The following is a 12,760-nucleotide window of genomic DNA, read 5'->3' on the forward strand; positions in this document are numbered from 1 at the left end:
AACCCATGTCGACAGAAACCTTGACCGAGGGCGCAGGCGTCACGACGTCGACGTCCAACGACCGGCTGGCGATGACATTGTTGCGCGTCGTGACCGGGCTGCTGCTGGTTCCGCATGGCGCCCAGAAGCTGTTCGGATTGTTCGGCGGCGGCATCGAAGGGACGACGACCTTCCTGGCGAATTCGGGTTACCCGATGCCGCAAATCGCGGCGATCGCGATCGGCACGCTGGAATTCTTCGGGGGCCTCGCACTCGCGGCCGGTTTCCTGACGCGCCCGATTGCGATCGCGGTGGTCATCTTCATGCTGTTCGCCATCCGCTTTCACCTGCCGAACGGGTTCTTCTGGATCAAGGGCGGCTTCGAGGTTCCGGTGTTGTGGGGGACGGCGGCGCTGGTATTGGCGCTGCGCGGCGGCGGACCCTGGTCGGTTGACGCTTTGCTGTTCGGAAAACGATGACCGCGCCCGGTGCAGATTCACCCGCTTTGACGCCCGCCCTGCGGGTCGAGGACGCGACCTTCTATAATTACGGGCGGTCGTCGGCGTCGTTCCGTGTCCGGATCGCGCTGGGTCTGAAGGGGCTGGCGCCACGGGAGATCGTCGATATCGACCTGCGTGCGGGCGCGCAATCGTCGATGGATTATCGCAAGATCGCGCCCTCGGGCCTTGTGCCGGCGTTCGATTTCGGCGCGCAGTCCTATTCCCAGTCGCTCGCCCTGATCGAGTGGATGGATGCCGCCTATCCCGAGCCGCGGCTGATCCCCCAAGACCCGCTTCGCGCCATGGCGGCGCGCGAAATTTCCTATGCCATCGCCTGCGATATACATCCGGTAAACAATCTTCGGATATTGAAGTACCTGACCGGTGTTCTGGGGGTGAGCGAGAATCAGAAAAACGATTGGTACGGCCATTGGGTGCGACAGGGATTTGACGGTGTCGAGGCGCTGTTGCGGCGCCGCTCGGAAGACGGGCCCTATTGTCTGGGCGCCGAGGTGACGCTTGCCGACATCTGCCTTGTGCCGCAGGTGTTCAACGCGCGGCGGTTCAACGTCGACCTGACGGAATACCCGCGCATCGTGGCGGTTGATGCGGCCTGCAACCGACTGCCGGCCTTTTCAGAGGCGCGTCCCCAGGAAACCTGACCGATCACCCTTCAATTTTCATATTCTTGGGAGGAGACAAGCATGACGATCAAACGCAGAACCCTGTTGAAGGGCGCAGGGGCAGGCATTGCGATGGCGATGATCGGCCGCCCGGCGTCGGCGCAGACGATCACCCTGCGGATGAGCAACTATCTGCCGCCGATGCATGGCTTCACGGCCGATTTCATGAAGCCCTTCGCGGCGGAACTGGAAAGCCGCACGAACGGCGCGGTGAAGGCCGAGATTTTCGATGCCACCACGGCTTTCGGCAAGACCGAGCGGCAGGCCGATCAGGTGCGCGCCGGTGTGATCGACATTGCGCTTGGCCTCAACGGTATTCCGCGCGACCGGTTTCCGGCCAGCTCGATCATCGAGATGCCGTTCCTGGTCGAGAATGCCGGTTCGGGCTCGAAGGCGCTGTGGACGCTTTATAAGGAAGGCGCGCTGGGCACGGAATATGACGATTTCCACGTGCTCGGCCTGATGACCCACCATGGCGGCCTGATCCATACGGTGTCGAAACCGGTCCGCACGCTTCAGGACCTCGCCGGTCTGCGACTGCGGACGCCGAGCCCGGCGGTATCGGCGATGCTGGAGGCCGCCGGCGCGTCGCCCGTCGGCATGCCGCCCGCGGCGATCTATGAAAATCTGCAGAAAGGTGCGCTCGACGGTGTTGTCACCACTTGGGATCTGGTCGGCGCGATCAAGATCAACGAACTGATCAAATATCATACCGATGCCCGTGCCTATGTCGCCGGTTTCCACATCCTGATGAACAAGAAGTCTTACGAGGGGCTGCCCGCGGATGTGAAGACGGTCTTCGACGACATGACCGGCGACAATCTTGTCGCCAAGATGGGCGGCTGGTGGGATAAATGGGACCAGCGCGGGCGCGAGGACGCAATCGCGCGCGGTAACGAGATCATCGAGCTTGACGAGACCGCGCGCAACCAGTGGAGGGCCGAGCTGGAGCCGATGATCAACAGCTATCTTGACGGGCTGACCAAGCTTGGCGTCGAGGATCCGCAAAAGCTCTATGCCCGTGCCCAGGAACTGGTCGCCCAGTTCGACGCCGCCTAGAGGCCGCCCCGCGCATGAGCGACAGCAGCAATGGGCTTGCGCGGCCGCCGGGCAATCCGGGGGTCGCGGCACTTGACGCGGCGATGAAGCGCGTCACCAGCTTTCTTGCCGTCATCGGCATGTCGGGGCTGGTTCTGGCGATCATCGTCGTGGTCTGGGACATCGTCTGGCGCAGGATCGGCGGCCGGTCGATGATCGGCACGGTCGATCTGACCGAACTTAGCGTCGTGGCGGCGGCCTCGCTTTCCATCCCCTACGCCTTTGCCCATGGCAGGCACGTGACCGTGGACCTGCTGACCAATGCCTTGCCCGGCGGCGCCACGCGTCTGCTTGACATCGCGGCCGCTTTTGGCGCCGCCGTGCTGACGGCGTTTCTGCTGTGGCTCAGCTATGGGCGGGCGATGGAGGTGTGGTCCTATGGCGACGTTTCGCAGGATCTGGCGATCCCGATGATCTGGTACTGGGCGCTTCTGCTGTTCGGCCTTGCCGCCTCGGTGGTCGTCTGTCTGGTGAACCTTCTGGTGCTGGCCACCGCGAACTGGAGACGACATGACGAATGAATGGGCCGGACTGATCGGCTTTGCGGCCGCGATGATCATGGCGCTGCTGCGCGTGCCGGTCGCCATCGCGATGGGCGGTGTGGGCGTGGTCGGGGTCCTGCTGATGATGGACTGGTCCAGCGCCACCTATGTGATGGCCAACCTGCCGTTCGAGGCGATTTCGCCCTATGGGCTGTCGGTCGTGCCGCTGTTCATCTTCATGGGAGTGTTCGCGAGCTATTCGGGTCTGTCCGAAAACATGTTCAAGGGCATCGTCGCCTTTGTCGGGCATCGTCCGGGGGGGCTGGCTTCGGCGACGGTCGGCGCCTGCGCCGTCTTTGGCGCGATCAGCGGATCGTCCCTGGCGACCAGCGCCACGATGGGCCGGGTGACCCTGCCCGAGATGGAGCGGCACGGCTATGCCGGAAGCCTCGCCGGCGCGTCGGTTGCGGCGGGCGGAACGCTGGGCGTGCTTATTCCGCCGTCGATCCTGTTGATCATCTATGCGCTGATGACCGAGCAGTCGATCGGCGTTCTGTTCGCGGCGGCGATGATCCCGGGCCTGCTTGCCGCCGGTCTTTATATCGCCTCGATCCAGATCCAGGTCTGGCGTAACCCCGCCCTTGGGCCGCCGACGCAGCGGCACAGCTGGGCCGAGCGCTGGCGGGCGTTTCTTCAGATGTGGGATGCGATGGCGCTGATCGTGCTGGTCATCGGCGGGATCTATGCGGGGCTGTTCTCGCCCACCGAAGCCGCGGCGGTCGGGGCCGGCGGTGCGATCCTGCTGACCGCGCTGCGCGGTCAACTGAAAGCGCGGATCCTGCGCGAGGGGATGCTGGAAACCGCGTCCATCACCGGCATGATCTTCATGATCCTGATCGGCGCGGCGCTGTTCAACTTCTTCATCGAGACCAGCGGGATGACCCAGGCTCTGGTCAACTGGATCACCAATGCCGGATTTGCGCCGATCACCGTCATCCTGCTGTTGCTGGTGTTTTACGTGGTGCTTGGGTGCTTCATGGACAGCCTGTCGATGATCCTGCTGACGGTCGTTCCGGCCTATACGGTTGTCACCGGGCTTGGCTATGATCCGATCTGGTTCGGCGTGCTGCTGGTCTCGGTGGTCGAGATTGGCCTTATCACACCGCCGGTCGGCATGAACCTGTTCGTCATTCAGGGCGTCGCGCCCAACCTGAGCCTTGCCAGCCTGTCGCGCGGCATCGTGCCGTTCGTTCTGGCCGATTTCGTGCGGATCGCGCTTATCCTCATGTTTCCGGCGCTGACCTTGTGGTTGCCGCGGGTGCTGGCGCTGGGCTAGGTTTGGGGGGCGCGGATGCCCGGTGCAGGGCGCGACGCCGGGGCAGGGCGCAACACCCGGTGCAGGCGCGACACCGGGGCGGCGCGCGACATCGGGGCGGCTCGCGCAGCCCAAGAACCGCGGCGCCCCGTTTTGCGACGCTGCATTTCCAAACCCCGACAGCATGTGCGCCGCTCCTGACCATAAGCGGAACGGATCAATGCCAATGTCGACCCGCGCTTGAATGTATCGCTGGGGGGCGCCTGTTGCGTGCCCCGGGGGGCGAGTGGATCGACCTGTTATGCGGGCCGCACGACCTGCTGATCATATCGACGGCTGTCGTGTCTGCGGATGAACCGCCACGCGCCAGATCAGCTTGAATAATGTCGATCCGCCCGGTTGCGGGTCACCCGGATGCGCCGCGCACACGGCGCTCGGCGCGCAGGAAAGCGCTCTCGACCCGTGGAGGCTCGATGATGTGCCCCGCGGTCTGATTGCGCCCGGTGCGCTTGCATTCGTAAAGCATCGCATCCGCCGTCGTGATCCACAGCTCTTCGGACAGGCCGTGAATGCAGCGTCCGGAGGCGACGCCGATGCTGACGGTCACGAACGGGCTGATTTTTGAGCGGGAATGCGGGATCGCAAGCTCCTCGACCTGCCGGCGCATCGATTCCGCGACATGGAGTGCGCTGGGGGGATCGGTCTTGGGCAGGATGCAGGCGAATTCCTCACCCCCATAGCGCAGCCCGACGTCGTTGCTGCGACGCATCGCCGCGCGGATCTGATCGGCGACCGCGCGCAGACAGTCATCGCCTTTCGGGTGCCCGTATATATCGTTGAATTGTTTGAAAAAATCTATGTCCAGCATCAGATAGGACAACCAGTCGCCGTCGCGCGCCAGACGCCGGGCTTCGGACGGCAGCAGCTTTTCCAGCAAGCGCCGGTTGCCCAACCCGGTCAGCGCATCCGTCATGGCCAGATCGGCAAGCTGGTCCCGCATCCGCTTCAGTTCCACGTGGTTGCGGACGCGGCTTTGCAGGACCAGCGGCTGGATCGGCTTGGTCACATAGTCGATCGCCCCGGCCTCGAAGCCCCGGACCTCATCCTCGGGCTTGAAGAGGCCAGTGGTGAAGATCACCGGAACGTCGGCCAGAACCTCATCCTGTTTGAGGCGGCGGCACAGTTCATAGCCGTCCATCCCGGGCATCACGATATCCAGCAGCACCAGATCCGGCGGCGTGGCGCGCGCCTGAAGAAGGGCTTCTTCGCCCGACCGGGCAAAGCGAACCTCATAGCTGTCCTCAAGCACGGCGCCGATCATTTCGATGTTCGAAATTTCGTCATCGACGATCAGAATGACAGGGCGGCCCATCATGATGCACCGCCCTGGCCGGATGCCGGAAGCGGATGGGTGGCGTCCAGATGCGCCAATGCCTCTTTGAACTCGAGCCGCGTGAGCGCGAGAAATACCGGATGCGTGTCGCGCCCGGCGGGGTCCAGCCCCAGCGCATCAGCGAATGCGTGAAAGCCGCTTCGCGCTGACATGCTGTTGCGGCGGATCTGTTCGCATAACGCATCGCGGGCCACCCTGACCCCGGCGGTGTCGGTCGTCAACGGGCCGAGGACCGGCACCGGCGGCGCAGGCGGCGCAGGTGGCGCAGGCGGCGCAGGTGGCGCCGAAAGGCTGCGGGCGGCAAGAATGGCCGGCGCAATGCGCTCGGTCAGCTCGGCCACCAGCGCGGGTACGGATGCGCCTTCGCCCCCGGCAAGCTCTGTCTCGATCCGGCCGGCTATTTCGGGGATCGCGGGCAGCTCCAGCGACGCCGCCACGCTTTTCAGCGTATGTGCCAGCCTTGAGGCATCCTCGATTCGGCCGGCGGCAAGCAGGCGTGTGATCTCATCCCCGACATCGCCATAATTATCGCCGAAATTCACGATTAGACGCCGCAGCAGGCCCGCCTTGCCGTTGACCCGGCGCAGCGCCGGCGCGAGGTTAAAAGGGGGCAAGGCTGCGGGAAGCGCATCGACTGGGGTGGTGACAACGCCCGTGGTCTTCGGTTCGCCGCAAGGCGCTACGCTTGCGCCGGCCATCATCGGTGTTTCGTCCATACGGGCGGCGTCCGGCCGATCGACCGTTTCGGCGGCGGGTCGGCCGCCCGGTTTCCGAAGCCATTTTTCCAGCGTTCCGATCAGCAGCTCCGGGTCGACCGGCTTCGAGATATGGGCGTTCATCCCCGCATCAAGGCAACGGTTGCGTTCTTCCTCATAGGCATGCGCGGTCATTGCGATGATGGGAAGTTCGTGGCGCGAGATGCGTTTGCGGATCGCGATGGTTGCCTCGACCCCATCCATTTCGGGCATCTGGACGTCCATCAGAACGGCGTCATAGCCGTTTGCTTCATCAAGCACCTTGCGGCAGGCGATGCGGCCGTCTTCGGCGCAATCGACCAGCAGCCCGGCATCGGTCAGCAATTCGACCGCGATTTCGCGGTTGATCGCATTGTCTTCGACCAGCAGAACTTTCCGATTGCGAAGCGATGGCCGCGACATCGTGGCCGGTACGGTCGCGGCGTCCGGGGTGCCGGCATGGCGGCGGGGTGCTTTTGCGAACAGGTGGTTCAAAATGTCGAGCAGATTGTGCGGATCAATCGGCTTTCTCAGAACCGCGTCGATCAGGGCCCGGTCATCATCCTGAAGACATTCGTCGATGCTGTAGGCGGTGACGATCACCGTCGCGGGCAGGGCGGTCAGCCGGCTGTTCGCGCGCATCGCCTTGATCGTTTCCAGACCGTCGAGCTCCGGCATCTTCCAGTCGAGAAGGACGAGATCATAGGCTTCGCCCGCGGTCGATTGCCGTTCGATCATCGACAGCGCCTCGGGGCCGGACGAGACCAGATCGGCGGCCAGATCCCAGCGGCCGAGAATTTCGCTGATGATGTCGCGCGACGCCGGGTTGTCGTCGGCGATCAGCACCCGCAGTCCGGCGAAAAGCGGGGCCGAGACGTTGTTTTCGGCATCGCTGGGCGCCGCGATCCCCAGACGGACCATGAAAGACACCACGCTTCCGACATTCGGCGTGCTGTCAACGCGGATCCAGCCGCCCATCTGTTCGACGATCTGGCGCGAAATTGTCAGCCCCAGGCCGGTCCCGCCGAAGCGCCGGGTGGTCGAGCTGTCGGCCTGCACGAAGGAATTGAACAGCTTCTTCTGTTCGTCGGGCGACATGCCGATGCCATTGTCCTTGACGGCGAAAACGATGCTGATCTGCTGGTCGGTTTCTTCCAGCAGGCGCGCCGAGACCTCGATATCGCCCGTATCGGTGAATTTGATCGCATTGCTCAACAGGTTCAGCAGGACCTGACTGACCCGCAACTCATCCCCGACGACAAGGCGCGGGATTTCATCGCCGGCGGTCGAGCACAGCCGCAATCCCTTGGCCCGGGCCGTTTCGGCGACCAGTTGGATCTGGTTTTCGATGGCCAGCCGAAGGTCGAACTGATGGTTTTCCAGAACCAGCTTTCCGGCTTCATTCTTCGAGAAATCCAGTATGTCGTTGATCAGCCGCAACAGGGACGCACCGGCCGCGTTCAGCTTGCCGATGTGATCGCGTTGTTTCGGGTCAAGGTCGCTGCGCTGCAAAAGATGGCCGAAGCCGAGGATCGCGTTCAGAGGCGTGCGGATCTCGTGGCTGACATTGGCAAGGAACATGCTTTTCGCGCGGCTCGATTCCTCGACGGCGCGGTTGCGATCCTCAAGGTCGATGCTTTTCGTCAGAAGCTCGTCGCTCATCACGCCGATGCGGGTGAACGCCTTGTGTATCATGTCGTTGATCCAGATCAGGATAACCATCTGGATCAGGACGATGACCGTGTGTAACAGGACGCGCGCCACGTTCCCCTCACCCGGGAATACCACGAACGGGAGGAGATACAACAGGACCAGATGATGAAGCGCGGTCGCGACGGAAAACAAGACCAGCACCCGGGCGTCGAACCACGCGATGCTGAGCGCGAGCATGGCGAAGAAGTACATATGCATGTCCATCTGCCACGGGTGACCGGCGAACAGCACCAGGAGCAGCGCCGGTTCGCACAGCATCACGATGGCGGACAGGTTGCGGGTGACCGGCGCGGTGCCGAAGCGCAGCCACATCAGATGGTACAGCGCCGCAAGACACACCCCGATCAGCAGGGCCGAAGACACCGGGATGACCCTGTTCCAGGTGGCCGCCGCGGCCAGCAGCGGCACATGCGCCCAAAGCACCCAGACCAGCAACTCGCCAAAGCGTTGGCGCAGACGAATGATCTCGGTCTGCATCAGACGGCCCCCCCGAGCGGCGTGAAACATCCCAGAAGGCGCGGCGACGGCATGACCAGCCAGACCCCGGGAACCCTGACCGCTTTGGAAAAACCCGGATCGGCCGAGGCCGCGATGGCGACGTTGGAAAGACCGCCAAAGCCGACCACGCCGCCATTGGCGCGAAAGACGATATCCAGCATTTCCACCCGACCGATGCCCGGGCGGGCTATGATCAGATATTGCCCCGGGACCGCGGTCGACAGCAGATTGAAGACGATCAACGCCATAAGCGCCGCCAAAAGCAGCCCGACGGCCGGCAGATAATCCATCAACCGGCCGCCCTGTTCATCCCGGTCAAACCCCGGTGATCCGATGCATTTGTCCGCCACTTGTCGCACCTGTACCCTCTGATACCTAGATGCCCTAGTTTGGCGATGAATGGTCAATAAACCTTTGAAGCGGCGGGGAATAATGCTGAAACTTTGACGCTATTTTATGTCAAAACCGATCTAATTCGGGCAACGCTGTGGTGCATGGTCCAGCAATTCATGCCGTATCCGGGCCGAGGAAAGGACCTTCGCCCCGACGGACACGCCGGGCGCCTGCACCGCTATCGGTGCGGTAAAAATCCTCACGGTTCAAAATGACACCCGCGCGCCCATCCAGCGGCGCAGGTTGGGCTGATTCTCAGGGTCTCGCCGACTCGGGTTGCGCGACGGGAAGGAAATCATCCGCGCCCCGGCGATCAATATGCGCCGATAGCCCCCGGGGTGAGCGTGGCTGCCGGGCTTGAGAATCAAAAAGGCCGGGGTTTGCGCCCGGCCTTTTCCGGTTCAGTGCGGGTTTCCGTCAGTAGCCGACCGTCGCCGCCCCGGCGACGCGGGGGTCGGATGCCCCGAGCAAATAGCCGCTTTCGGGGTCAAGCATCACCGATTGGGTCGAACCCATGACCTCTTGCAGCGACAATACATGCCCCTTGGCCTGCAGCGCGCGCTGAGTGTCCAGACTGATGCCCTCTTCGATCCGCAGCTCATCCGGCAACCATTGGTGATGGATGCGGGGGGCGGTGCTGGCCTCGGCCACGTTCATGTTGTGGTCGATCATGTTCATGATGACCTGAAGCACGGTGGTGATGATCCGCGCCCCTCCGGGCGAGCCGGTGACCAGCCAGACCTTGCCGTCCTTGTTCACGATGGTCGGCGTCATCGAGGACAGCGGCCGCTTGCCCGGGCCGACCGCGTTCGCATCGCCACCGATCAGCCCATAGGCGTTCGGCACACCGGGTTTGGCCGAAAAGTCGTCCATCTCATTGTTCATCAGGACGCCGGTCCCCTCGGCCACCAGCCCCGAGCCATAGGAAAAGTTGATGGTGTATGTATTCGACACCGCGTTCCCGTCCTTGTCGATGATCGAGTAATGCGTGGTCTGGTCGGATTCGTAAGGGGTCAGATCGGCGGGCTTGATCTGCTCGGACGGGGTGGCGAAGGCGAGGTTGATCTTGGCCCGCATGTCCTTTGCATATTCCTTGCTGGTCAGCGCCGCGACCGGAACGTCGACGAAATCCGGGTCGCCCAGATATTCCGACCGGTCCGCATAGGCCAGTTTCATCGCTTCGGCCATCAGATGGATCGTCTCGGACGAGTTCTGACCCAGCGCCCCGATCGGATATCCCTCAAGCGTGTTCAGGATCTGGATTAGATGGACCCCGCCGGACGAGGGCGGCGGCATCGAGACGACCTCATAGCCGCGATAGGTGCCTTTGACCGGCGTGCGCAGCACCGCCTTATAGGCGGCCAGATCGTCGGGCGTCATTTTGCCGCCGGCATCGGTGACGGATGTGGCGATGGCCTCGGCCACCGGGCCCTTGTAAAAGCCGTCCGGCCCCTCGGCGGCGATCTTTTTCAGCGTATTCGCCAGATCCGCCTGTATCAGCTTGTCGCCGGGGCGATACAGCTCTCCACCGTCCTTGTAGAAGATCTTGGCCGCCGATGGATAGCGGGTCAGCCGCTCTTTCAGCGCCTCGAGGCTGTCGGCCAGATCGGGGGTGACGGTAATGCCTTCCTCGGCGAGCTTGACGGCGGGGGCGATCACAACGGCCCATTCCATGCTGCCATAGCGATCGAGCGCCAGTTTCATGCCGGCGACGGTTCCGGGCACGCCCGACGCGGCGCCGGTATAGCGCGACTTGTCGGAATCCGCCTCGCCTGCGGCATCAAGGAACATGTCGCGGGTCGCCCCGGCAGGCGCCATCTCGCGATAGTCGATGGCCTGGGTCTCTCCGGTTTCGGCGTCGTGGATCAGCATGAAGCCGCCGCCGCCCAGATTGCCGGCGCGGGGCAGGGTGACCGCCAGCGCGAAGGCCACCGCCACGCCCGCATCGACGGCATTCCCGCCCTGCGCAAGGATATCGCGCCCGACCTCGGCCGCGACCCTTTCCTGCGCTGCGACCATGCCGTTTTCGGCCCAGACCGGGTGAATCCGGTCCATGCCGGAATAGATCGCGGCCTCTTGCGCGCCGGCCGGCAGGGCGCATAACGCGGCGACTGCCATCACCGTCACCGCGCCGAACCGGCTGATCCCCTTGATCCGCATAGTGATTCCTCCTCTTTTCCAAACCTGAATGCCTTGGCTTAGTCGACACCCATGCCGGGGCGGGGTCAAACCGAAATGCAGGCTAATTGCCCAAAATCACCGCTCCGGCGCCGTTTTCCGCAGGGCGCCGAAGCTTTTCGGCCACCGCCGGTGCGGGTCGGCATGTTCGCTTGCGGTGACCCGTTGCCACGGCCATGGGCTTGAGACAATCTGCCGGGATGTTTGCCAGTTTCACGTCATCGCTTATTGTCGCATTTGCCAGACTCGTCACCGCTGTACGCGGGATATGGCTTGGCATCGAGCCCCGCGCCACCCAGCGGGTCTATTTCGCCAATCACGCCAGCAACGGCGATTTCGTTCTGCTGTGGAGCGTTCTGCCAAAGACCATGCGCAGCAGAACCCGCCCCGTCGCGGCCGCCGATTACTGGCTGAAATCACGGCTGAAAACCTTTATCGGGCGGTCGGTGTTCAATGCGGTGCTGATTGAAAGAGATCCCGCGAAACGGACCAAGGACCCGGTCGAGGCGATGGTCGAGGCGCTGGACGCGGGCGACAGCCTGATCCTGTTCCCGGAAGGCACGCGAAATACCACCGGCCAAATGCTCTTGCCCTTCAAATCGGGGCTGTTCCATCTGGCAGGCGCACGGCCGTCGGTGGATCTGGTGCCGGTCTGGATCGAGAACCTGAACCGGGTGATGCCGAAGGGCAAATTCATACCGATCCCGCTGATCTGCACGGTCAGTTTTGGCGCGCCGATGCACCTGTCGCCGGGCGAGGATAAGGCCGCCTTCCTGAAGCGCGCCGAAACCGCGCTGCTGGCGCTGGCGGCCGGGGCGAAGGGCACCGGGGCGAAGGGCAGGGCGTCATGACCGACAGTTTTCTGTTTCTTTCCCTTTGCGTGCTTGCCGTGCTGGTGCTGGCCTCGGCGGTCGGGCAGGTGCTGAAACTGCGGTCCGGCCCCGCCGGTCCCAGTCTGACGGTCGAAAACCTGATCGCGCGCATCAATGCGTGGTGGGTCATGGTCGGGGTCATGGCGCTGGCCTTCATCGCCGGCAAGGTGGGGGTGGTCATCCTGTTCGCCATCTGCTCATTCGCGGCGCTGCGCGAATTTCTGACGCTCACGAACACGAAAACCGCCGATCACTGGGCATTGGCGGCGGCGGTTTTCGTCGTCCTGCCATTGCAGTATATATCGGTCGGGATGAACTGGTACGGGTTCTTCTCGGTCTTCATTCCGGTCTATGCGTTTCTGCTGATGCCGGTCGTCTCGGCGCTGAGCGGCGAGACCGACAATTTTCTGGTCCGCGTTGCCGAAGCGCAATGGGCGCTGATGATCAGCGTGTTCTGCATCTCGCATGTTCCCGCGCTGCTTGGCCTTCATATCGAAGGTTATGAGGGCAAGGATCTGTTTCTGATCTTCTTTCTGGTGGTCGTGGTGCAGTCCAGCGACGTTTTCCAGTACATCTGGGGCAAGCTGATCGGCAAGACCCGCATCGCGCCGAACATCTCTCCGTCAAAAACCTGGGAGGGGCTGATCGGCGGGGTTCTGTCGGCCAGCGTGCTGGGGGCGGCGCTGTACTGGATCACCCCGTTTTCGGTGCTGCAGGCGGCGGGAATGTCCGTGGTCATAACCATCATGGGCTTTCTGGGCGGTCTGGTCATGTCGGCGATCAAGCGGGATCGCGGGGTCAAGGATTGGGGCCATCTGATCGCCGGTCATGGCGGCTTCATCGACCGGCTGGATTCCGTGATCTTTTCGGCGCCGATATTTTTCCACATCACCCGCTTTTTCTGGGATGTGCATTAGGGGTC

General features: G+C 63.2%; 11 protein-coding genes. 7 read left to right on the forward strand and 4 right to left on the reverse strand.

The genetic code is table 11. The features are described 5' to 3' along the window. Window positions 1-5: 5 nt before the first annotated feature. From ACFSCT_RS04045 to ACFSCT_RS04065, 5 genes are read left to right on the forward strand one after another with little or no spacing between them, the layout of a single operon-like run. Complete coding sequence (locus tag ACFSCT_RS04045; RefSeq protein WP_379140289.1) at window positions 6-458, forward strand: DoxX family protein; 453 nt, start codon at window positions 6-8, stop codon at window positions 456-458. After that, window positions 455-1,141, forward strand: a complete 687-nt coding sequence (gene maiA, locus ACFSCT_RS04050; RefSeq protein WP_379140291.1) for a maleylacetoacetate isomerase — start codon at window positions 455-457, stop codon at window positions 1,139-1,141. Before ACFSCT_RS04045 ends, maiA begins: the two co-directional genes overlap by 4 nt. A gap of 42 nt (window positions 1,142-1,183) precedes the next feature. Continuing rightward, window positions 1,184-2,221 (forward strand): TRAP transporter substrate-binding protein, encoded by a 1,038-nt coding sequence (locus ACFSCT_RS04055; protein ID WP_379140293.1) that lies wholly within the window; start codon window positions 1,184-1,186, stop codon window positions 2,219-2,221. Between the two features lie 14 nt (window positions 2,222-2,235). Then, entirely contained in the window at window positions 2,236-2,781 is a 546-nt protein-coding gene (locus ACFSCT_RS04060) for a TRAP transporter small permease (protein ID WP_379140294.1), read from the forward strand. Further along, entirely contained in the window at window positions 2,771-4,078 is a 1,308-nt protein-coding gene (locus ACFSCT_RS04065) for a TRAP transporter large permease (RefSeq protein WP_379140297.1), read from the forward strand. The genes ACFSCT_RS04060 and ACFSCT_RS04065 overlap by 11 nt, the downstream gene beginning before the upstream one ends. Window positions 4,079-4,463: 385 nt before the next feature. Here the strand turns inward: ACFSCT_RS04065 and ACFSCT_RS04070 are convergent, their stop codons facing one another. The 4 genes from ACFSCT_RS04070 to ggt all read right to left on the reverse strand — a co-directional run bounded on the left by ACFSCT_RS04070 (window position 4,464) and on the right by ggt (window position 10,948). Further along, entirely contained in the window at window positions 4,464-5,432 is a 969-nt protein-coding gene (locus tag ACFSCT_RS04070) for a diguanylate cyclase (RefSeq protein WP_379140299.1), read from the reverse strand. Continuing rightward, on the reverse strand, window positions 5,429-8,374 hold the full coding sequence (locus tag ACFSCT_RS04075; RefSeq protein ID WP_379140301.1) for a hybrid sensor histidine kinase/response regulator: 2,946 nt from the start codon (window positions 8,372-8,374) through the stop codon (window positions 5,429-5,431). The genes ACFSCT_RS04070 and ACFSCT_RS04075 overlap by 4 nt, the downstream gene beginning before the upstream one ends. Further along, the gene (locus ACFSCT_RS04080) at window positions 8,374-8,685 is read right to left on the reverse strand and encodes a hypothetical protein (RefSeq protein ID WP_379140303.1); all 312 of its coding nucleotides are present in this window, start codon (window positions 8,683-8,685) and stop codon (window positions 8,374-8,376) included. The genes ACFSCT_RS04075 and ACFSCT_RS04080 overlap by 1 nt, the downstream gene beginning before the upstream one ends. 520 nt (window positions 8,686-9,205) lie before the next feature. Further along, the gene (gene ggt, locus ACFSCT_RS04085; RefSeq protein WP_379140306.1) at window positions 9,206-10,948 is read right to left on the reverse strand and encodes a gamma-glutamyltransferase; all 1,743 of its coding nucleotides are present in this window, start codon (window positions 10,946-10,948) and stop codon (window positions 9,206-9,208) included. A 194-nt stretch (window positions 10,949-11,142) separates the two neighbouring features. Here ggt and ACFSCT_RS04090 point away from each other — a divergent pair, with 194 nt between their 5' ends. Together ACFSCT_RS04090 and ACFSCT_RS04095 are read left to right on the forward strand one after the other, a co-directional pair. Further along, a complete protein-coding gene (locus ACFSCT_RS04090) occupies window positions 11,143-11,817 on the forward strand; it encodes a lysophospholipid acyltransferase family protein (protein ID WP_465263172.1) in 675 nt (224 codons plus the stop codon). Beyond that, window positions 11,814-12,755, forward strand: a complete 942-nt coding sequence (locus tag ACFSCT_RS04095) for a phosphatidate cytidylyltransferase (protein ID WP_379140309.1) — start codon at window positions 11,814-11,816, stop codon at window positions 12,753-12,755. The genes ACFSCT_RS04090 and ACFSCT_RS04095 overlap by 4 nt, the downstream gene beginning before the upstream one ends. Window positions 12,756-12,760: the final 5 nt, after the last annotated feature.

This window comes from Paracoccus pacificus, from assembly GCF_042680785.1.
GTDB lineage: Bacteria > Pseudomonadota > Alphaproteobacteria > Rhodobacterales > Rhodobacteraceae > Paracoccus > Paracoccus pacificus.

Coding starts and splice junctions, on each gene's coding strand:
- maiA (WP_379140291.1), top strand. CDS start 455: ATGACCGCGCCCGGTGCAGATTCACCCGCTTTGACGCCCGCCCTGCGG.
- ggt (WP_379140306.1), bottom strand. CDS start 10,948: ATGCGGATCAAGGGGATCAGCCGGTTCGGCGCGGTGACGGTGATGGCA.
- ACFSCT_RS04065 (WP_379140297.1), top strand. CDS start 2,771: ATGACGAATGAATGGGCCGGACTGATCGGCTTTGCGGCCGCGATGATC.
- ACFSCT_RS04080 (WP_379140303.1), bottom strand. CDS start 8,685: ATGGATTATCTGCCGGCCGTCGGGCTGCTTTTGGCGGCGCTTATGGCG.
- ACFSCT_RS04045 (WP_379140289.1), top strand. CDS start 6: ATGTCGACAGAAACCTTGACCGAGGGCGCAGGCGTCACGACGTCGACG.
- ACFSCT_RS04090 (WP_465263172.1), top strand. CDS start 11,143: ATGGGCTTGAGACAATCTGCCGGGATGTTTGCCAGTTTCACGTCATCG.
- ACFSCT_RS04070 (WP_379140299.1), bottom strand. CDS start 5,432: ATGATGGGCCGCCCTGTCATTCTGATCGTCGATGACGAAATTTCGAAC.
- ACFSCT_RS04060 (WP_379140294.1), top strand. CDS start 2,236: ATGAGCGACAGCAGCAATGGGCTTGCGCGGCCGCCGGGCAATCCGGGG.
- ACFSCT_RS04075 (WP_379140301.1), bottom strand. CDS start 8,374: ATGCAGACCGAGATCATTCGTCTGCGCCAACGCTTTGGCGAGTTGCTG.
- ACFSCT_RS04055 (WP_379140293.1), top strand. CDS start 1,184: ATGACGATCAAACGCAGAACCCTGTTGAAGGGCGCAGGGGCAGGCATT.
- ACFSCT_RS04095 (WP_379140309.1), top strand. CDS start 11,814: ATGACCGACAGTTTTCTGTTTCTTTCCCTTTGCGTGCTTGCCGTGCTG.